The following is an 18,617-nucleotide window of genomic DNA, read 5'->3' on the forward strand; positions in this document are numbered from 1 at the left end:
GCTAGCCGGCAGCCGGACGACGGCGCAGGACGCGCTGCGGGAGCACCACCAGCACCGTCGCCGCCGTGATCATGGCGACGGCCAGGTACGTCCACCCGCGAGCGCCCACGCCCCAGATCAGGTCCACGCCCACCGCCGCGACCATCTGACCGGCGAGCACGCCCAGCGTGAGGGCAAACGTGCCCAGGTGCCGGATGGACCACGCGGCCAGCACCGTGATGGCGGCGCCCAGCGGACCGCCGAGGTACAGGTACCACTGGTCCGGACGGCTCGGCAGCGCGACCCCGTGCAGCCCACCGGCTGCCGCGACCACGGCGACCAGCACGCTGACGCCCACCGTGCCGCCCGCCGACGAGGTGAGCGCCGGCAGCACCGCGTCGCGCGTCAGCAGGTTCACCCGTCCGTTGCCCGCCTGCTGACCGGCGAGCACCGCACCGGAGACGAACATCAGCGCGCCGAGCACCATCACGCGGCCGAGGTCCGACGACGGCGCCGAGCCGACGGCGACGACGAGGCCCGCCACCGCGACCACCGCGGCGACCAGCCGCCGTCCGGTGAGGCGCAGGGCTGCGGGGATGCCGACGCCGCGGGCGTCCAGCACCAGCCCGGCGACGGTCTGGCCGGCCACCGAGCACACGGACGCGATCGCCACGCCGACCACCGGGATGCCCACCGCGAACATCACGACGATCGGCACCCCGCACAACCCGACGGCGTACCACCACCATCGCGCCTGGTGACGCAGGATCCGCACCGTCGGTCCGGCCCGTCCCTGGACCACGATCACCAGGACCACGGTGACCAACGTGCCGACGTAGGACAGCCAGGCGGACAGCAGCGCCCCGGCACCGGCCGTGGCCAGGTCGCCGTTCAGCCGCCCCTGCGTGGCGACGAAGGCACCGGCCAGCGCGGCCAGCAGCACGGCGGGGACGACGAGCGCCCGGCCCGTCGTCGTCCTGGTCGCCGTCACGCTCGGGACCCTACCGGCGTGGCACCGTCGGGCACCGGACGGCCGGCCGCAGCTACCGCACCCCTACCGCGCGGCGTCGACCGCCTCGGGAGCCCGCCCCGGCTCCGCGGAGTCCAGCGCCCAGCGGATCGTCGCCGTGACGGCCCGGCCGCCCGCGCGGCGCAGCGGGTCCAGCACCGGCGCGGCGTGCACGCCGAGCTCCCGCCGCGCCCAGGGCGGCAGCAGCGCCAGCGCGCCGGACGTGATCAGCGCGTAGCCCGGACGCGCGGCGCGCGGCAGCGGCGGGGTGTGCAGCAGGAACGTGGCGACGTCGCGAGCGGCCGGGGTGGCGGCCAGCTCGCCGCGGAAGTCGGCGAGCTGCGCGCGCAGGCCGGCGTACGTCACGGGCGGGTCGACGACGCCCAGGGCCCGCGCCACCACCGCCGTCTGCGCGACGTACTCGTCGCAGCCGGCCCGGTCGAGCGGCCGCCGGCCCAGGTGCTGGTGCGCCAGCAGGAAGCTCTCCGCCTCGCCGAGGTGCACCCAGGACAGCAGGTGCGGGTCGCCGGCGGCGTAGGGCGTGCCGTCGGGCATGGTGCCGACCACGCGCTTGTGCACCGCCTTGACGATCGCGATCGCGCGCTCAGCGGCGGCGCTGGTGCCGAACGTGGTCGCCGCGATGAAGGTCGCGGTGTTCTGCAGCCGTCCCCACGGGTCCTGGCGATAGCCGGAGTGGTCGGCGACCGCCGTCATCACCAGCGGGTGCAGCGACTGCAGCAGCAGCGCCCGCACCCCGCCGACGAACATCGAGGCATCGCCGTGCACCCGGCCGATCGGGCTGTCCGGGTCGAACCACCGCGGGCCCGGCGTCAGGTGGATGCGGTCACGCGCCTCGTCCGGCTCCGGTCCGGCGACGCGCGTGAGCAGGGCGTGGGCCAGGGCGGCTCGCGGGTTCACGACGGGGCTCACCCTCTGATGGTCACACGCGCGCGCCGGCACGTCGCAGCCGTCGAGACGCTCGGGCCGGGGCCGCCGTCGGACGCCCGGCACGAGGCCTTGAAATTCGCCGCACCCGCGGTGTCGGATCGGGACGCACCCGTTCGTAGCAGGGGTGAGAGGCGGCCCACCGCCGCACCGAGCACCGAAGGAGACGACGAGATGCCCAAGTACCTGCTGTCCGTCTACGGCCCCGCCGAGCGCAACCAGTTCGGCGACTACCCCGACAAGGAGTCGATGCTCCAGGCGTTCGCGGACACCGGAGCGTTCAACGACAAGCTGGTCGCCGACGGCTACTTCGTGTTCGCCGACGGCCTGGAGCAGGCGACCACGGCGACGGTGGTCGACGGCCGCGGCGAGCAGCCGGTGATCACCGACGGCCCGTACCTGGAGGCCAAGGAGCACCTCGGTGGCTTCTGGGTCATCGAGGCGCCCGACCTGGACGTCGCGCTGCGCCTCGCAGCGGAGGGCTCCAAGGCCTGCCGCGGCAAGGTCGAGGTGCGGCCGTTCCAGACGGAGGAGTCGTTCAAGGCGCTCCTCGAGCCGTGACGCGGCTCGACCCGACCCGCTTCGACCCGGTCGAGGAGGCGATCACCCGGGCCCACCGTGAGGAGTGGGCCCGGGTGGTCGCCACCCTCACCCGACGGCTCGGCGACCTGGGTGCCGCCGAGGACGCCGCCGCCGACGCGTTCGCGACCGCCGTCGAGCGCTGGCCGCACGACGGCGTCCCGCCCAACCCCGGCGGCTGGCTGACCACCACCGCGACCCGCAAGGCGATCGACCGCCTGCGCCGCGAGCTGCGCCGTGACGAGAAGCACCAGGAGGCCGCGTTGCTGCACGACGACGACCCTCCGCTGGACCGCGGCGCCGTGGAGGACGACCGGCTGCGCCTGGTGTTCACGTGCTGCCACCCGGCGCTGTCGCCCGAGGCGCGGGTCGCGCTGACGCTGCGGATGGTCGGCGGCCTGACGATGCCGCAGATCGCGCGGGCGTTCCTGGTGCCCGAGGCGACGATGGGCCAACGGCTGACCAGGGCGAAGGCGAAGATCCGGGCCGCGCACGTGCCGTACCGGGTGCCGACGGCGCAGGACCTGCCGGCGCGGCTCGACGCGGTGCTCACGGTGCTGTTCCTCGTCTTCAACGAGGGCTACCTCGCCACCGGTAGCGACACCGAGCCCGTCCGTGCCGACCTGACCGCCGAGGCGATCCGGCTGACCCGGCTGGTCCGCGAGCTGCTGCCGGACGACTCCGGCGAGGTGACCGGGCTGCTCGCGCTGATGCTGCTGACCGAGGCGCGCCGGCCGGCCCGCGTGTCGTCCACCGGCGAGCTGGTGACGCTCGGCGAGCAGGACCGCAGCCGCTGGGACACAGAGCTGGTCGACGAGGGGCACCACCTGGTGCGGGAACGCCTCGCGGTCGTGGCCGCCGGTGGTCCGCCTCCGGGCCGTTACCAGCTGCTGGCGGCGATCAACGCGGTGCACACGGCGGCGAAGGACGCGCGCGACACCGACTGGTCGCAGGTGGTGACGCTGTACGACCGGCTGGTGCGCGTCGACCCGTCACCGCTGGTGGCGCTCGACCGCGCGATCGCCGTCGCCGAGCTGGACGGCCCCGACGTCGCGCTCGCCCTGGTCGACCGGCTGCCGCTCGCCGGCCACCACGCGTTCCACGTGACGCGCGCGGAGCTGCTGCGCCGGCTCGGCCGGCGTGCCGAGGCGCTGGAGGCCTACGACCGCGCCCTGGCCCTCAGCGCAAACACGGCCGAGACGGCCTACCTGACCCGCCGGCGCAGCCAGCTCGACTGAGCCGGCTCAGCCGGCCGCCAGCACCGCGATCATCCAGAACCCGTAGGCGAGCGTCACCGCGCCGAGCGCGCTGAGCCCGACGGTGACCCGCCGCCGGGCGCGCGCACCCAGGCCGAGGTCGAAGAGGATCGAGCGGACGCCGAGCAGGGCGTGCCACGTCACCGTGAGCATGAACGCCGACTCGATCACCACGATCACCGGGTTGCCCAGGTAGGCGAGCACGGACGCCCGGTCCCGCAGGCCGCCCGGCGCCGAGACGACGAAGTGCTGGGCGACCAGGTGCACAACCACGAGCACCAGCAGCGCGGCGCCGGTGACCACCTGCAGGATCCAGCCCCAGCCGCCGCCCCGGCGACCCGGCTCCACATCGGTACGGGGTCGGTCGACGGTCTGCGCGGGGACAGAGGGCCGGGCGCGACGACGCAGCTCGATGCTCATCGCTCACTCCCTCGCCAGCAGCAGCACCGCGGCGGCTGCGGTCACCAGCACGGTGACCACGAGCACGCCGACGAGCAGGGCGCGCTGCCGCCGCACGGCCACGTCGGTCCCGACCAGCGCCACCCGCACGCCGTTCGCGGCGTGCCACACGACGGCGGCGAACAGCACCACGTCGACCGTCACGAACGCCCGCGTTCCGGCGATCGCCAGGAACGAGTCCCAGCTGGCCGAGCCACGCAGCAGCATCGACAGCACCACCAGGTGCAGGTACAGGTACCCGACCAGGATCAGAGCGGACACCCGGTTCGCCACGAAGGCCCACGTCGGGGTCCCGGCGCCGGGGTGCGTCATCCACCCCCGCAGGCCCCGGCGTCCCGTGCCGCGCGTCGTGCCCGGTTCGCTCGTCATCGCGCTGCCGTCCTCTCCTCCTCGGCCGGCCTGGCGGCGCTGCGTCCGTCGGACCGCCACCTCAGGTGCTCCCGCGTGAGGGCGCCGCGCAGCGCCATGATCCCGGCCGCCGGGTCCGCCCCCGTGGGACAGACCTCGCTGCACGCGAAGCTCAGGTGGCAGCGCCAGCAGCCGTCGTGGTCGTCCACCCACGTGAGCACCGACCGCACGTCCTGGCCGCGCGGCTCGGCGACCACCCGGGCGGCCGCGCCGAGCACCGCGGGGCCGAGATACGCCTGGTCGGTCCCGGTGATCGGGCAGGCGGAGACGCACAGCCCGCACTCGACGCAGTCCTCCAGCCGCACCGACGCCGGGCCCGTCCCGGACCGGCGGACCTTCGCCCTGCGCCCGCGGCCCGGCGTCTCGACCTGCCGCACCAGCGGACGGCCCGACCGCTCGAGCCCGTCGTACAGCCGGGTCATGTCGACCACCAGGTCGCTGAGCACCGGCGCGTTGGCCATCGGCTCGACCGTGACCGCGCCCGCCGGCAGGTCGGCCAGCACCGTGACGCAGCCGAGCACCTCCGCGCCGTTCACCCGCACGCCACACGTGCCGCACGACGAGTGGCAGCAGGAGTGCCGCACGGTCAACGACGCGTCGTCGTGCCACCTGATGCTGCGCAGCGCGTCGAGCACGGTGGTGCGCGGCTCGACGGGGACGACGTACTCGAGCTGAGCCGGGGCCGGCCAGCCGGGCTTCCAGCGGGAGACGCGCAGCACGCGGTTCGGCGGGGCCGTCGTGCCGCTCGTGCTGGTCGTGGTCGTGCCGCCGGTCGTGGCGGTCCGGCTCGTCGTGGCGGTGCGGGCCACCGCTCCGGGCGTGGCAGTGCGCGTCGCCGCGGCACCGGAGCGCCGGGGGCCGGTCACCGCGGGCGCTTCTTGCGTCGTCGAGGGCATCGACTCGTGCGACGTGTAGTACGCGTTGTTCGGCAGCAGCACCTGCTCGCGGGTGCGGCACGGGGCCTCGACGCCGAGCCGGCGGCAGACGACGTCGGCCGTCGCCTCCGCCATCGCGCGCAGCGTGGTCGCCTTGCCGCCGGAGATGGTGACGAACCCCTCGACGCCGTCCCGCTCCGCGTGGTCGAAGCACTTGAAGGTGCGCGACAGCTCCCGTCCGGTCGTGCTGCCGCCGCCACCGATCAGCGGTCGCACCGCAGACCAGGCCGCCCGGATCTCGGCGTGCGCCACCGCCGGCACCAGCCTCGAGCCCTCCGTAACCATCGTGCGGATGTGGTCCTCGGGGAGGTGCAGCTCGTCCGGGTCGTCCACCACCCACGAGCTGGTGCCGATCACGCTCAGACCGCGCTGGGGGAGCACGATGTCGCCGTCGCCGGACCGGTGCAGCCGGTTGACCACCATGTCGCACCACCGGCCGCGCACGGCGACCAGGACGCCGGGCGAGCACCGGATCGGGACGTCGACACCGGCCATCTCGGCGATCCGCTGCGCCCAGGGCCCGGCGGCGTTCACCACCAGGTCGGCGGTCAGCAGCCCCTCCTCGCCGGTCACGTCGTCGCGGTACGCGACACCGGTCACGGCACCGTCCTGCCGCCGCAGCCCGACCACCTCGGTGAAGGTCCTGATCACGGCGCCGTTCGACTGTGCCGTCGCGAAGAAGCGCAGCGGCAGCCGCATCGCGTCCATCGTGCCGTCCGGCACCTGCACGGCGGCCCTGACCTCCGGGCCCAGCCCGGGCTCGCGACGCAGCGCCTCGGCCCTGTCGAGCACCTCCGCCGGGATGTCGCAGGCACGGCACGCCTCGACGAACCCCGGCAGGTACGCCAGGTCCTCGTCGGTCAGCGCGACGAACAGCCCGTCGTTCTCCTCGAAGGACCCCGGTGCGATCCGCCGGAGGATCCGGTTCTCGGCGATGCACTCGACGGCGGACGTCGCGTCCGCCACCGCGTACCGGGCACCGCTGTGCAGCAACCCGTGGTGCCGGCCGGTGGTCCCGGACGTCACCTCTCCCCGCTCGAGCACCGTGACGCGCAGCCCGCGCAACGCCAGGTCGTGCGCGACGGCACCGCCGGTCCCACCACCACCCACCACGACGACGTGCGGCATGGCTGACCGGGCAGCTGTGGGCACTGTCTCCACCTCCTCGACGAGGCGCGCAGCACGTCCACGCTATTGCCCAGGCCAGCCCGGGCGGCAGGGCCCATCGTCCTTCCCGCACGAACGTGCACGACGGGTCCCGGGACGCGGCCGAGCGGGAGCGCGACGGCGTGGAATCAGGTCCGCTGACGGCACGCACCCGCTGACGACGTCTCGGCTACGCCGCCGATCGGTCGCCGGCCCGACGCCGGCGCAACGCGCTGTCGCCCACCTCGGGCCCGCGGTAGACCATGTCCATCGCCCCGACGCTCTCCCCCGGCGGCACGATCGCGTCGATGCGGTCGAGGATCTCGTCGCTCAGGGCCACGTCGACCCCGGCGAGGGTGTCCTCGAGCTGCTCCATGGTGCGCGGACCGGCGATCGCCGACGTCACACCCGGGTGCGCGATGACGAACGCCATCGCGAGATGGGTCAGCGTGATCCCGGTCTCCTCGGCGAGCGCGACCAGCTGCTCGACGGCCGCGAGCCGGCGCTCGTCCCGGAAGTGCCGCATCCCGGTGCGCGTCGAGCGGAAGTTGTCGTTGTCCTGACCGGCTCGGTAGCGACCGGTCAGCATGCCGCCGGCGAGCGGGCTGTAGACCAGCGTGCCCATGCCGTAGCGCTGCGCGACCGGCAGGATCTCCCGCTCGATCTCGCGGTCGAGGATCGAGTAGTTGGGCTGCTCGGTGCGGAACCGCTCGTAGCCGCGTCGCTCCGAGGTCCACTGCGCCTCGACGATCTCCGAGCCGCGCATCGACGAGGACCCGATGGCACGCACCTTGCCCTGCCTGACCAGGTCGGTGAGGGCCGAGAGCGTCTCGTCGATGTCCGTCTCGGGGTCGGGGCGGTGCAGCTGGTACAGGTCGATGTGGTCGGTCTGGAGCCGGCGCAGGGAGCGCTCGACCGCCTGCACGATCCAGCGGCGGGAGGCGCCGCGGTGGTTCAGGTCGTCGTCGACGGGGCCCCAGAACTTGGTCGCGAGCACCACGTCGTCGCGTCGCCCCTTGAGCGCCTCCCCCACCACCTCCTCGGAGTCGCCGTAGCGGTCGGCGGTGTCCACGAAGTTGATGCCGGCGTCGAGCGCCCGGTGGACGATGCGGATCGCCTCGGAGCGGTCCGGGTTGCCGAGCGATCCGAGCATCATCGCGCCGAGCGCGTAGGGGCTGACCTTGATGCCGGTGCGGCCGAGCGTGCGGTACTGCATGGTGACTCCCTGCTGGCACCCGAGCGGACGCCGTACGATGAGGCAGAAGCGGAACAATGTCCCGCTACTCGACTATACGGAACGCTGTCCCGTTTATCAACGACGGGTCCACCGACGACGACGGAGAGACCGATGCCTCGCGCGGACGCCCGACGCAACCTCGACGCCCTGCTGGAGGCGGCCAAGCAGGAGTTCGCCGCCCACGGCGTCGACGTGCCGGTGCGCGCCATCGCCGCTCGCGCCGGGGTCGGCACCGCGACGCTCTACCGCCACTTCCCGCTGCGCTCGGACCTGATCGCCGCGGTGTTCCGGCGGGAGATCGACGACGTGACGGCGCAGGCGGCCCTCCTTGCGCAGCAGCACGAGCCCGCCGAGGCGCTCGAGCTCTGGGCCCGGCGCTACACGCAGTTCGTCGCCACCAAGCACGGTCTCGGCGCGGCACTGCACTCGGGCGACCCCGCGTACAGCGGCCTGCGCGAGTACTTCGAGGCCAACGCCGCGCCGGCCCTGCAGCGCCTGCTCGATGCCGCGGCGGAAGCGGGGACCATCCGCGACGACGTCGACCCGCTCGAGCTGATCAGCGCGATCGCGAACCTGTCGCTGCCGGCACCGGGCGGCGGCACGGACCGCGCCGACCGGATGGTCGGGCTGCTGCTGGACGGCCTGCGCTACGGCGCCCGGGCCAACGCCCGCTGAACGGCCGGTTCCGCCACTCTGGCGCGCCGGTTCGACCCTTCGCCGACCTGCCTCAGCGACGACGGAGGAACCGCACCAGCGCGACGACACCCATCGCGACGAATCCGCTGACCAGCAGGACCGGTGCACCGACCACGCCCATGAAGATGACCAGCCCGACGTTCGGGGGCGGCACGCACCCGAAACCGATGCCCTCGCACTGGCCGGAGGCGTTGTGGTGGGGCAGGAAGACGTAGCCCAGGACCGTCAGGACCACGGGAAGCACCCAGAACAGCCCTACCACCCACAGGTAGGGCCGCATCGACCGACCACGGGGGTCGGGTGGCGCGCTCATCGCCGGACAGCCTGCAGCACGCGCGCGCCAGGCGTCGAGCGCCCCGATGGGAACCACCCGGACGGCTCACGCGGAGAACGGCTCGGAACCGACCTCACATGCGCAGTCGGACGACGAACAGCAAGAAGCACAGCACCGGAAGCGCGACGATCGATACCGCTGCGACGACCGCACGCACCCGGCCGGCGTCTTTGAGGACCACCCTAGCCAGGAGCGCCAGCAGGATGCCGATGAACCCTCCGACGCAGTTGAGGATCATGTCGTCGATGTCTGACGCCCCCAGGGCGAACACTCCCTGAAGGATCTCCACCGCCACGCTCGCCGACGCGACGACCAGCATGGTCCTCGCCACGGCCCACCTCGTCAGAACCGACACGTAGGCGCCGAGCGGGACGAACAGGAGGACGTTTCCCGCGACGTTGCCGAACGCGAACCTGCGGACGCCTGACGACCCGCTCACCAGGTAGTGCGAGATCGTCGCGAACGGGACGAGGTTGATCGACCGTTCCGAACCAGGCGGCCGCGAGAAGAGCAGCAGTTTCAGCGCGAACGCCACGTAGAGCGCGAACACCGCGGAGATGACGACTGTCTCGAGCCTCGCGCGCGTCGTCATGAGGTGCCAGCGCAACCGCTCCTCGGCCCGGTCGCGCAGTGACTGCTCAGGCATCCCGGCACGGTACGCGCCGAGCCTGTCAACGAACGCTGCGAGACGCCCGGCAGGCTGGACGCTCCTGCAGTCACTCGGCGCCCCGAGCCGGAACGACGACGAGGCCCGTCCCCACAGGGGGAACGGGCCTCATAGCGGCACGCGCCGACGCATACGCAGCCGTCGGCGGAGCATGGGTGGAGGTGGCGGGAATCGAAGTGTCCGGATGGTGAGACACCATCGCCTAACATTGGGAAACGTCGGGCGCCAACACGTCTTGAGTGAGCGCATGCAGACACTCCGTTGACGCGCGTTGACAAGCATGATGCCAAGGCGCCCAGGAAGGACACCGAAGCCGGGCGGGCCAAGGGCGCGCCCCGCTACTCGCCGCACTGGCGGGCAAGGCGCGTCGACTGACGGTGCCCGTCCCGGGGATCACACTTCTGCCGTGACCGACTCGATCGCGGCGAAGCGGGGCATCGCTGACCGCGCCTCAGGTGCGGACATCACCGAGCAGGCACAGAAGCGGATGCGCCACGAGATCGTCCAGAAGGTGCCGGCTGGCTTCCCCTTCACCCATGACACGTTGGCCATGCTCGGCCTTGTCACGCGACTGCATGCCTTCCAGGAGGCGGCGTCGCGAGAGATCGCGGCCGACAACCCGTTCGCCAGCGCCTCGCTACTGCGCTCACTCGCCGAAGTCGTCGCGCTTCTCAGCTACCTCATCGAGAAGCCCGCGGACCTGCGGCGCGTGTCCCTGCTGGCCGGTGACCGCGACCGGTTCAGCATCGGCAAGATCGTGGAAGCGGCCAACCGACAGGCACCTGGGTTCAAGGCGGTGTACGCCCAGCTCAGCAACTGGGCTCATCCGTCCCACATCGGCGGGAACACATCCATGACCGTCAGCGACGACAATCACTTCACGTGGCAGTCAAACCCGACATTCAAGGACGACGACGACGCCTGCACCATGTACCTGTGGTTGCTGGAACTCACTGAGGTCGCCGGGCCGCTCTGGTGCCGACTCTGGGACGCCGCCAGCGGCGAGGCCACGGCATGAACGGCCGGAGGGATCCCTCGGCGACTCCACTGCGGCCCCGCTTCGTGGTCTCGCGGTCACGGTCGGTCAACAACCTGCGGCCGAATGTCCCCGGGTGCCGCAAAGTGGCAGGAAGCGACGGGCCGGCAGCCACCCGCTCCGGCGCACCAAAGGAGGATCGCAGTGACTGCGGATCGGGGTCCGGAACAGAGCACCGAGTCGGTAATCTCCACAACTCGGGAAGCGACGGAAGCGCCCGCCATGCCGCGCGAGGGCATCTCCGGCGATGACAGAGTCGCGCAAATCTCCCGGTGGGTTCATGAGGCACACCAGAAGACACCCGAGCCCGGCAAGGGCAGGCGTTGGTGGGATACTCCCTATAGAATGCTTCGGTGGCTCGCCAGAGGAAGAAGACACAACTTCTTCCCCCGGAAATTCCGCCACACCTGCAATCGCGGTTCCAACTACCTTCTTTCGTACTACGAACATGAAGTGAACAAGAACTGGAGTCGCGAAGACCCGCTTCACAACGTTCACGTACCGGACGACGAGCACATCGCGATTCCCGCGATTTGGGTCGTCGAGCTCCTAACGCCTACAACGGCCGACGCGTTCAAGCGCGCGCTCGTGCGGAACAAGTGGGACCGGGATCGCCGATTCTTTCGGAGCGAAGACAACGCCGACCTACTAAGCAAGCGACGATCCCGCGACGGAGCAAGCTGGTGGAGGCTCGCGGAGGTCGTCAGCACGAACGACGCAGGCTGGGACCCACTCGCGGCCCGCGATCGCCTACCGTCTCAATTCGGTCGAGTAGATATTAAGGCGATCCAGGTTGGTGCGGGCCTGACAGCGATCGTGGCGTGCTTCCACCTGGAGGACAATGCTGCCCGCAGCATCGATGTCGCCTGGCATGCGCCACGTGAGCCCGAACTTGTACGGAGCGGCTGGAAGCGACCACGTGCCATGGAACCTCAAGCGGTCGCGTGGCGAGACACACAGCGAGCCCGTCGCTTGCTTCACAACGCCGCGCGGAAGTGGATGGCAGAGAAGTGCCCGGGCTTCTTCGCGAACCACCGTGAGCACCAACTCGTCATGGATTTGTTGCTCATGGAAAGACTCGACCCATTCGCCACGAGCCAGATCCAGCCCGACCTGAGCGATGCGCTCCGGGCAATCGGGATCACCGACATCAACTTCGAGCAGAAGACATCAGCAGCATTGCCGATGATGCGGTTGACGGAGGTAGAGCCTGACCTCGCGCCCGAACTCCAATCTCGGACTGTCGCCCTCTGGGGCCAGCGGCAGGCGATCGCCGACGCGAACGACGAATTCCAGTACTACGGCGGGTCAACCGATCAAGCAGTCGCCCACCACGTCGATGGGCATATCCTCGGCTTCCTGGTGACCCTCGCAATTGGCGGATTCCTTTCGGTGATCGAAGCGAAGTACAGCGAGCTGCGCGATCGAGCGCGGAACCAGCACGCAGCGTTCAAGCCGGGAGGGATCAGGCAGCTTCGGGACTCGATGCTGACTTTGAGCCTTGATCTCACGAGCGTCAAGCGGGATGTCGAGAACTACCGGTCTCACGCGTGGCGAAGCTTCGACGTCGCGCCGTTCATGGCTGAATATGAGCCATGGATCATTGCGGAGAATGAAGCGGCGGGGCGCAAAGCGCGCGAGCCTCGCAACTTGAACGACAGAATCGCGGATAACCAGGCTGAGACCTTTACGCGATTAATCGAAGCTGATCGCGAGTATCGGGACATTCTGGCGACGGTCGCATCGCTTGGCGCATCCGTCGATAGCCTCGGAATCGCGCGACGCGCCCTTTGGATAGCCCTCGCGTCGTTGGTCGTTGCCGGGGCAACCCTGCTCGTCGCCAATATGGGCGACCAGAGCGTGCTTCGCGCCGTACTCAACTTGCTGGCCCACATCGGCTGACCAGGGATCTGTGTCCGAGGCGCCGGTCAGGCGAGCTCCACAGCCACGTTTCGCTTGGCGAGCCACCATCCTCCCCGGGTTCACGCTGGGCCGAGAAGGCCGCACAGTCGAGCGCGGTAGGCCTCGATTAAGCTCGGCCGACGATGCCGGAGGTCGCGAAGCCGCCGACGTGCACTGGGAAGCGCGATACAAGCGGGCTCTGCCCTCGGCCGACGATGAACGTCTCATAGCCGGCGTCCTTGAACTGGTGCGCGGTCAGGTCGACGAAGAGATCGTCCCGAACGAGCCAGTCGTGGCGTGGGGACCGTGCAGGCGTGGTGGCGTTTTGGATGGTCCACGTGCCGAAGCCGCGCTCCCGCAGGATCTCACCGCCGGCGTAGCTAATCCACGTGCACATGCCCCTAGGGAACGTCAAGGCGCCCTCGATGTCCGTGAAGTCTCCGTCGGTCGCCAAACGAACCAAGCGGGCGCAGAACTCGTCGAGCCTTCGCAGATCCCCTCCCCGGCCGCTCACAATCACGCCGCCGAACGTACCCTGGCGACGCGACGGCACCCGGACTGCTGTGAAGCACCCCGGGCCTCTCTCTTCCCGCGAAGACGGCTCGGTCGACCAGGACGTCACCGCAGAGTCGCCGCTGCCCAGCGACGGGTGAGGCTTTGGACCCTTCGACGGTTCCCGCTTTGTGGCTGGACGCCAGGTTCTTTGACGCTCACGTTCGCACCAGGCCTGAGCACGGCTCCGTTGCTGGAGTCCAGCACCGGTACGCGACCGAGCGCCCGCCCGTGAAGACACCCTCGAGAGTGGCCTGCTCGGCCGTGCACCCCATGAGCAACTTGGGCGGCGCCAAGCCGGGACAAGTCCGGTTGTCGGCTAATGCCAGATGAGTCCCGACACCTGTTCCTTCCTCAGGGCAACGAAGGTTGTCGCGGACGGCTCGGGTCGGGCCGGTGAATGCCGATCGCCGGACTGGCTGACCAGCCGAGCCATTTGCGACCCGGCGGCGACTGTCTCCATCCAGATCGGATGGCGCCGCGTCGCGTCTTCGCCGTCGCCTGCACACCTGTTGGTAGGGCAACCGCTTGCATCCTGTCGTGAACCTTCGGGCACCGTGGTGCCGCATCTCCTGCCGCGACGGAGGACGGCGTCGTGCGACGTCCGATCGCATGTTGCGGGTCCAGTGCACACGTAGGGGTAGCAAAGAACGGAGGGGCCGATATGGGGAAGGCCAGTCGGGAGCGGGCGCGGCGCAGGGTGGCGCTGGGCACAACGGTGCTCGCCGAAGCGCCGTCCGCTCGATCGGTGTCCGGCGGCGCGGCCTTCGGACTCGGTCTCGACGGCCGCCCGGCGGGTCTACCTCGGCCCATCACTCCGTCGCCGGCGAGGACTCAGAACCAGCCGGCCCATGCCGCCTACGAGCCGTCCCCCGAGCTGCTGCGCCGAATTCAGCATGCGGACCCACTTCGTGAAGGGCTCACGCGCCTCAAGGATCTCGCGGCGCGACGGGCCGAAGCGCGGACCGTCGTCGTGCGCCACGACGAGCAGATCCGCTCCGCCGTCGCGCACCTGCGCGTTGACGGCGCCAGCTGGAGCCAGATCGGCACCGCGCTTGGCATCAGCAGGCAGGGCGCCCGCCAGCGGTTCAGCGCCCGCCCCGACGGGGACAAACGAGTCCCCCTGCGATCCACCACATCCGGCAGCCACCGCACGCGATCCGACGTTCCGGGCGGACAGCTGCCCGCGCAATCCGACCAGGAGGAGGAACAGGAATGGACAAGCTCGAGACTCTGAGCCCCGAACAGGTCGCGGATGCGATCGGTGCCTCGTCGTGGTGGGTGCGCGAGCAGGCTCGCCGTGGGCGCATCCCGCACCTGCGGCTCGGTCGCGGCCGCATCCGATTCCTGCCCGATCAGGTCGACGCGCTGATCCGACGCGCCACCGTCAAGGAGCACGAGGTCGAGCCTGAACCGGTGGACATCACTGCGCTCGGCGCGACGGACCGCTCGGTGCGGGCGCACCTCAAGCCACGGCGGGCCGAGGGCGAGCCGCTGTTCTGAACACCCGCATTGTCGACGGCGACACACGTGTGAACCCTCGTTGTCGCTCCGTCCGCCACTGGCATCCGGAGCGTGCCCGAGTCGACACTCCGACTGCGCTACTTCGGGCTGCGCCGACTGTTCACGACGTAGTAGACGAGCGCGGCGACCACACCACCCAAGACGATGAGGGATCCGACGATCATGACGGTAAACCCGTACATTCCCGTGCCTTCCTAGAAGGACAAGCTCGTTAGGCGCGAGATTAGCCGTCGATCGGGGCGTTGAGTTGCAGTCCGCCGAGTCGGGGGCACTGATCTTCGCCCGTCGGCCGACCACGCTGGTCGTGCCGCCAGCGCTCTCCGGTACGACAGTCACGTCGTTCGCGCACCCTCGAGCATGCGCCGGCGGTCAGTACGGGGACATCTGGTCCAGAGTGCGGCCTGCGAGGTCGACGATCGCTCGCGCCCGCTCGAGGTCCTCCGTCACGTCGGCCGCGATGACCGTGGGCGCGTCGAAGTCCGGGTACTCGAGGCTGTTGCGCCGGCGCCGCATGCGATCGAAGGGGCGGAGCGTCGCACCGAGCGGCGGGTCGAGCTGGGCCTGGACAGCGCGGTAGATCGCGATGTGACCGCCGCGGCTCGTCGCGCGGAGACCCTGGTTCTCCAGGACTGCGGCAAGCGCCTTGCGGCTCGCGTCGTAGCCGATCGCGTACGCACCTTCCGGGTCGGTCGCCACCACGGACCGCGCACTGGCGAGGTGCTGCACGGCCAGTGCGAGCAGGTTGTCAGCGTGCTCACGGCTGGCAGGCACCCGCTGCAGCTCCCCTGCCGCGAGCATCGCGTCGACCTCGGCACGCCCTTGGTTCCACCTCATACCGCTCCCCTGTCAACCAGCTCGAGGGCGACGAGCGGCCGCGTGCGGACAGACGCCAGGAAGGCATCGTTGGCGGGCGGATCCGCCCAGGTCGAGGGACTAACACGGTGGATCGCGACCTCGCGGCGCAGGCGTGTTCCGGCCTCGCGGGCGACCTCGTCGAGCGTGTCGAGATCCGCGGTGCCGACGACGAGCACGTCGACGTCCCCGGGCACCGGACCGGGCTCTCCGCGGTAGCGCGCCGCCCACGAGCCGTAGACGTAGGCCGCCTCGATGCCCGGCACTGCCGCCAGCGCCTCCGCCAGCACCGGGATCGCGCCGTACGTCACCGCCAGCAGGTCCGTCAGCGGCTGCGTCAGCGGCGTGACGGGACCTCGCCGCACCAGTCGCAGGTTGCCGGCTCGCCGGTCGGCGAGCAGTCCGGCGTCGACCAGCCGAGCGACCTCGTGGGCAACCGCCTTGACGCTGACGCCCGCGCGGTGGGCCAGTTCGGTGACACTGAACTCCGAGTCGGGCGACAGGTACACGGTGGCGAGCACGTCGCCCTGCACCTGCGAGCGCAGCAACGGCAGAAGCGCAGGAGGAGTCGTTCGCATAAGTCTTCCTCTTTCGTTACCTCTTATGCGAATAAGATAGTCGATCCGGACCGTGTTGGCGAGACCGTCGACGTGTTGCGGTATGACGCAGACCCGGCGGCTGCGGACAAGAGGCCCGCTCCCTTGGGGGACGGGCCTCTTGTCCTTACGGGACCCGACGCGCCCGAGGCGCTGGTGCGCCAAGCGCGCGAGTGCTCATGCTCCTGGGCAGCCCCGCATGCGACAGCGCGGGAAGCGCCACAGTCGGATTGGATGTCTCGGACCTCGGTGCCCGGGGGCGGCCCAGGCGTCGTCGAGTCTCGACCGGGCGGGGCTCAGGCTGTGAGCGAGCGGCGAGCCTCGTACAGGGTCTGCTCACGACGCGGCCATGCGACTACCTGCTGGACGATGACGCCCGGACCGTAGCTCGAATCGTCGCCGGCCGGAATGTCTAGCGCGGTGAGGTAGCGCAGGAGGAGAGGACGGTCGAGCCTGTCCCGGATTCGCCTCACGGTGTACCGGTTCGTTTCTTCGAACTGGAACGGCCGACCGGACTCGTGCCAAGTCCAGCGACCGTCGGTGGCGTGCGCAGCGAGCGTGCGCTCGTACATCAGAGGCGGCTCGCCCGCCGGTCCCTGGACCCACAGCTGGGTCGCCTGGTGGCCGGGGCCGTATCGCGGCGTGCACTCGGCGACCACGCAGCGAACCCCGAGGTCTCTGGCGAGGGCGGCCCCCGCGGCGGTGGGGTCCCCGCCGTTCAGGCCGTTGTTCATATAGGCGGACCACCGGTCCCCGCACGCCATGACCAGCTCCCGTGTCCAAGGGGCCTCAAACGGCACGAGGTGCTGCAGGACGTAGGGGTAGGCAACTGGCTGCGACACACGTACGTGCTGGCCGAGCCCGACGCGCCACGAGTGGAGCGCCCGAACAAGGTCCGATGCGCCGATCTCGAGATACTGCACGCTCCACCCGATCGGGCTCGCCGCACCGCCGAGGAGCTGGGTCACGCGGTCGACGGTATCTCTGCCTGTCGCCCTGTGGACGTGGATTGCTGTTCGAACGGCGCTGCTCGCGAAGCAACTTGGGCAAGACCGAGGCACCCACGATCCGACCGGCAAGGTTGCCGCCACCTCGGCCGCGAGACGCCAGGGCCGAGCCCGGCCGCGACCGGCCCAACGCGCTCACGGCAAGTGCGTCGACCACCCACGCGTCACCAGCGGTGCATCGGGCGGGGACCTCGCCTCGATGGACACGCCGCTCAACCTGACGTCTGCGAGACGCACGACGCCGACCAGTCTCAGCGGTCGTCACCTCGCTCACGCCATAAGTGGTCGCCTGGGCGACCATTTATGTCTGGGCGTCGCGGTTGAACACGGCACCCACCCACGTCGACGCAGCAGTGAGGCACCCGTCCAGCTCATATGGCTTCTGCGTTCGCTGGTTGCGTGAGGTCGTCGCTGGGGACAATGGGAGCCGAGCATCCCGCTGGCCGATGTCTCAACGAGGGGGTGGCCGGTGCTGTGGTTCACGTTCGCGATGGGGCTGCTGATACCCGTGGCGATGGTGGCCTGCTACCCGGTGTTCGTTCACCGGTCGCACGGTGAGCCGAACTCCTGGTCGGGGTACCGCAGCCCGTTGGCGATGAAGAACACCCGCAACTGGCGCGAGGCGAACCGGCTTTGCGGGCGCTACTGGTTGCGCTGGGGCATCGGCTTCGGACTCGCGTGCCTGCTGGTCTTCGTCGCGTTGTTCGCCTCGGGCAACCGAGTCGTCGGCGTCTGGGAGACGACGTCACTGGTGCTCGCAGGCCTTGGCTTGGTCGCGATGGCGGTGCCCGCCCTGCTGGTGGAACGTCGCCTCGTCGAGTTTGACGCGTCCGCTGACGCGTCCACATCGTCCGCAGCCCGCTGAACGCGCCGCACCCCACGCCGGCTCGTGGTCGGCGTGTCGGTCGGGCCCGGGCCAGCGCAGGACGCGGTCCGCGAGGAACCGGGCCAGCTCGGCGACCGTCGCTTACGAGCTGCCGGTCAGCGCCACGGCGTACAGCCCTGGATCTTCTCGAGTCGTCTTCGAAACGACCAACAGGTGGCTACCGATTCGGCGGGCGTAGTGGCCCCGGTACGGCAGGACGAGGATCGAGTCGATCCCGGTGCGCCACGCTGCCGCGACCGCATCGACGGAACGACGCTCTGGCTCGTCCTCGAGACGCACCAAGCGCGGGCCTCTGGCGGCCTCTCTCCACTGGTTGAGGGCGTCGCGGTCGATCCCGTCGGGGCCGTACTGCGCTTGCCACATCGGAGGGAAGCTCGGCGTCGGACCGACGGCACCCGGATCCTCGTACCAAGCCCATGTGCGCTCCCAGGCGGTGAGCCACCGGGCCGACCACTCGTCTCGCGACGCGGTAGCTGGGAGCGCGGAACGGCCGCCATGGGCCACCGGATCGAGGTCGGCCAGTGTCACATCCGGGGCGAGGCCCCACGCGTCGCGAATGAACAGCAAGGTCAGCAGCGCGGCCGGCTCGTCGTCGACGCGGATCACCATGTC

The 18,617-nt window shown here is 70.5% G+C and carries 21 protein-coding genes; 8 read left to right on the forward strand and 13 right to left on the reverse strand.

Annotated elements, in window-relative coordinates:
• Position 1: 1 nt before the first annotated feature.
• On the reverse strand, positions 2 to 970 hold the full coding sequence (locus ACFQTY_RS16875; protein WP_378102858.1) for a DMT family transporter: 969 nt from the start codon (positions 968 to 970) through the stop codon (positions 2 to 4).
• 63 nt (positions 971 to 1,033) lie between these two features.
• The gene (locus tag ACFQTY_RS16880) at positions 1,034 to 1,918 is read right to left on the reverse strand and encodes an oxygenase MpaB family protein (protein WP_378102860.1); all 885 of its coding nucleotides are present in this window, start codon (positions 1,916 to 1,918) and stop codon (positions 1,034 to 1,036) included.
• Between the two features lie 264 nt (positions 1,919 to 2,182).
• On the opposite strand from ACFQTY_RS16880, the gene ACFQTY_RS16885 reads away from it, so the two are divergent.
• A complete protein-coding gene (locus tag ACFQTY_RS16885; protein WP_378103083.1) occupies positions 2,183 to 2,494 on the forward strand; it encodes a YciI family protein in 312 nt (103 codons plus the stop codon).
• A complete protein-coding gene (locus ACFQTY_RS16890; RefSeq protein ID WP_378102862.1) occupies positions 2,491 to 3,750 on the forward strand; it encodes an RNA polymerase sigma factor in 1,260 nt (419 codons plus the stop codon). Before ACFQTY_RS16885 ends, ACFQTY_RS16890 begins: the two co-directional genes overlap by 4 nt.
• Before the next feature lie 6 nt (positions 3,751 to 3,756).
• Here the strand turns inward: ACFQTY_RS16890 and ACFQTY_RS16895 are convergent, their stop codons facing one another.
• The 4 genes from ACFQTY_RS16895 to ACFQTY_RS16910 all read right to left on the reverse strand — a co-directional run bounded on the left by ACFQTY_RS16895 (position 3,757) and on the right by ACFQTY_RS16910 (position 7,932).
• Complete coding sequence (locus ACFQTY_RS16895) at positions 3,757 to 4,188, reverse strand: hypothetical protein (RefSeq protein WP_378102864.1); 432 nt, start codon at positions 4,186 to 4,188, stop codon at positions 3,757 to 3,759.
• Positions 4,189 to 4,191: 3 nt separating this feature from the next.
• The gene (locus ACFQTY_RS16900; RefSeq protein ID WP_378102866.1) at positions 4,192 to 4,596 is read right to left on the reverse strand and encodes a hypothetical protein; all 405 of its coding nucleotides are present in this window, start codon (positions 4,594 to 4,596) and stop codon (positions 4,192 to 4,194) included.
• Entirely contained in the window at positions 4,593 to 6,722 is a 2,130-nt protein-coding gene (locus ACFQTY_RS16905) for an FAD-dependent oxidoreductase (protein WP_378102868.1), read from the reverse strand. The genes ACFQTY_RS16900 and ACFQTY_RS16905 overlap by 4 nt, the downstream gene beginning before the upstream one ends.
• 184 nt (positions 6,723 to 6,906) lie before the next feature.
• Positions 6,907 to 7,932 (reverse strand): aldo/keto reductase, encoded by a 1,026-nt coding sequence (locus ACFQTY_RS16910; protein ID WP_378102870.1) that lies wholly within the window; start codon positions 7,930 to 7,932, stop codon positions 6,907 to 6,909.
• Positions 7,933 to 8,064: 132 nt separating this feature from the next.
• Here ACFQTY_RS16910 and ACFQTY_RS16915 point away from each other — a divergent pair, with 132 nt between their 5' ends.
• The gene (locus ACFQTY_RS16915; RefSeq protein WP_378102873.1) at positions 8,065 to 8,628 is read left to right on the forward strand and encodes a TetR/AcrR family transcriptional regulator; all 564 of its coding nucleotides are present in this window, start codon (positions 8,065 to 8,067) and stop codon (positions 8,626 to 8,628) included.
• Positions 8,629 to 8,680: 52 nt separating this feature from the next.
• Here ACFQTY_RS16915 and ACFQTY_RS16920 read toward each other — a convergent pair whose 3' ends face one another.
• Positions 8,681 to 8,962: a hypothetical protein gene (locus tag ACFQTY_RS16920; protein WP_378102875.1), complete on the reverse strand. Its 282-nt coding sequence runs from the start codon at positions 8,960 to 8,962 to the stop codon at positions 8,681 to 8,683.
• Between the two features lie 94 nt (positions 8,963 to 9,056).
• Positions 9,057 to 9,575, reverse strand: coding sequence for a VanZ family protein (locus ACFQTY_RS16925; protein WP_378102878.1), 519 nt, complete (start codon positions 9,573 to 9,575; stop codon positions 9,057 to 9,059).
• Between the two features lie 481 nt (positions 9,576 to 10,056).
• On the opposite strand from ACFQTY_RS16925, the gene ACFQTY_RS16930 reads away from it, so the two are divergent.
• Complete coding sequence (locus tag ACFQTY_RS16930) at positions 10,057 to 10,668, forward strand: hypothetical protein (protein WP_378102881.1); 612 nt, start codon at positions 10,057 to 10,059, stop codon at positions 10,666 to 10,668.
• A 471-nt stretch (positions 10,669 to 11,139) separates the two neighbouring features.
• Positions 11,140 to 12,588 carry a hypothetical protein gene (locus tag ACFQTY_RS16935; protein ID WP_378102884.1) on the forward strand — a complete coding sequence of 483 codons (1,449 nt, stop codon included), beginning with the start codon at positions 11,140 to 11,142 and terminating at the stop codon, positions 12,586 to 12,588.
• Positions 12,589 to 12,715: 127 nt separating this feature from the next.
• On the opposite strand, the gene ACFQTY_RS16940 is transcribed toward ACFQTY_RS16935, so the two are convergent.
• Positions 12,716 to 13,108, reverse strand: a complete 393-nt coding sequence (locus tag ACFQTY_RS16940) for a hypothetical protein (RefSeq protein ID WP_378102887.1) — start codon at positions 13,106 to 13,108, stop codon at positions 12,716 to 12,718.
• A gap of 696 nt (positions 13,109 to 13,804) precedes the next feature.
• Here ACFQTY_RS16940 and ACFQTY_RS16945 point away from each other — a divergent pair.
• Together ACFQTY_RS16945 and ACFQTY_RS16950 are read left to right on the forward strand one after the other, a co-directional pair.
• A complete protein-coding gene (locus ACFQTY_RS16945) occupies positions 13,805 to 14,377 on the forward strand; it encodes a hypothetical protein (RefSeq protein ID WP_378102890.1) in 573 nt (190 codons plus the stop codon).
• Positions 14,356 to 14,643 (forward strand): helix-turn-helix domain-containing protein, encoded by a 288-nt coding sequence (locus ACFQTY_RS16950; protein ID WP_378102892.1) that lies wholly within the window; start codon positions 14,356 to 14,358, stop codon positions 14,641 to 14,643. Before ACFQTY_RS16945 ends, ACFQTY_RS16950 begins: the two co-directional genes overlap by 22 nt.
• Before the next feature lie 390 nt (positions 14,644 to 15,033).
• On the opposite strand, the gene ACFQTY_RS16955 is transcribed toward ACFQTY_RS16950, so the two are convergent.
• The 3 genes from ACFQTY_RS16955 to ACFQTY_RS16965 form a co-directional block, all read right to left on the reverse strand.
• On the reverse strand, positions 15,034 to 15,498 hold the full coding sequence (locus ACFQTY_RS16955; protein ID WP_378102895.1) for a hypothetical protein: 465 nt from the start codon (positions 15,496 to 15,498) through the stop codon (positions 15,034 to 15,036).
• Positions 15,495 to 16,094, reverse strand: a complete 600-nt coding sequence (locus tag ACFQTY_RS16960) for a hypothetical protein (protein ID WP_378102898.1) — start codon at positions 16,092 to 16,094, stop codon at positions 15,495 to 15,497. Before ACFQTY_RS16960 ends, ACFQTY_RS16955 begins: the two co-directional genes overlap by 4 nt.
• A 314-nt stretch (positions 16,095 to 16,408) precedes the next feature.
• Positions 16,409 to 17,080 carry a hypothetical protein gene (locus ACFQTY_RS16965; protein WP_378102901.1) on the reverse strand — a complete coding sequence of 224 codons (672 nt, stop codon included), beginning with the start codon at positions 17,078 to 17,080 and terminating at the stop codon, positions 16,409 to 16,411.
• Positions 17,081 to 17,588: 508 nt separating this feature from the next.
• Between ACFQTY_RS16965 and ACFQTY_RS16970 the strand changes: the two genes are divergently transcribed.
• Positions 17,589 to 17,984 carry an SdpI family protein gene (locus ACFQTY_RS16970; RefSeq protein ID WP_378102903.1) on the forward strand — a complete coding sequence of 132 codons (396 nt, stop codon included), beginning with the start codon at positions 17,589 to 17,591 and terminating at the stop codon, positions 17,982 to 17,984.
• Positions 17,985 to 18,086: 102 nt separating this feature from the next.
• Here ACFQTY_RS16970 and ACFQTY_RS16975 read toward each other — a convergent pair whose 3' ends face one another.
• On the reverse strand, positions 18,087 to 18,614 hold the full coding sequence (locus tag ACFQTY_RS16975; RefSeq protein ID WP_378102906.1) for a hypothetical protein: 528 nt from the start codon (positions 18,612 to 18,614) through the stop codon (positions 18,087 to 18,089).
• Positions 18,615 to 18,617: the final 3 nt, after the last annotated feature.

Origin of the sequence: Cellulomonas sp. T2.31MG-18, assembly GCF_964266755.1 — a bacterium.
In the GTDB taxonomy this organism is placed as follows: domain Bacteria; phylum Actinomycetota; class Actinomycetes; order Actinomycetales; family Cellulomonadaceae; genus Cellulomonas.

Coding starts and splice junctions, on each gene's coding strand:
- ACFQTY_RS16885 (WP_378103083.1), top strand. CDS start 2,183: ATGCTCCAGGCGTTCGCGGACACCGGAGCGTTCAACGACAAGCTGGTC.
- ACFQTY_RS16895 (WP_378102864.1), bottom strand. CDS start 4,188: ATGAGCATCGAGCTGCGTCGTCGCGCCCGGCCCTCTGTCCCCGCGCAG.
- ACFQTY_RS16900 (WP_378102866.1), bottom strand. CDS start 4,596: ATGACGAGCGAACCGGGCACGACGCGCGGCACGGGACGCCGGGGCCTG.
- ACFQTY_RS16910 (WP_378102870.1), bottom strand. CDS start 7,932: ATGCAGTACCGCACGCTCGGCCGCACCGGCATCAAGGTCAGCCCCTAC.
- ACFQTY_RS16915 (WP_378102873.1), top strand. CDS start 8,065: ATGCCTCGCGCGGACGCCCGACGCAACCTCGACGCCCTGCTGGAGGCG.
- ACFQTY_RS16920 (WP_378102875.1), bottom strand. CDS start 8,962: ATGAGCGCGCCACCCGACCCCCGTGGTCGGTCGATGCGGCCCTACCTG.
- ACFQTY_RS16925 (WP_378102878.1), bottom strand. CDS start 9,575: ATGACGACGCGCGCGAGGCTCGAGACAGTCGTCATCTCCGCGGTGTTC.
- ACFQTY_RS16945 (WP_378102890.1), top strand. CDS start 13,805: ATGGGGAAGGCCAGTCGGGAGCGGGCGCGGCGCAGGGTGGCGCTGGGC.
- ACFQTY_RS16950 (WP_378102892.1), top strand. CDS start 14,356: ATGGACAAGCTCGAGACTCTGAGCCCCGAACAGGTCGCGGATGCGATC.
- ACFQTY_RS16955 (WP_378102895.1), bottom strand. CDS start 15,498: ATGAGGTGGAACCAAGGGCGTGCCGAGGTCGACGCGATGCTCGCGGCA.
- ACFQTY_RS16960 (WP_378102898.1), bottom strand. CDS start 16,094: ATGCGAACGACTCCTCCTGCGCTTCTGCCGTTGCTGCGCTCGCAGGTG.
- ACFQTY_RS16975 (WP_378102906.1), bottom strand. CDS start 18,614: ATGGTGATCCGCGTCGACGACGAGCCGGCCGCGCTGCTGACCTTGCTG.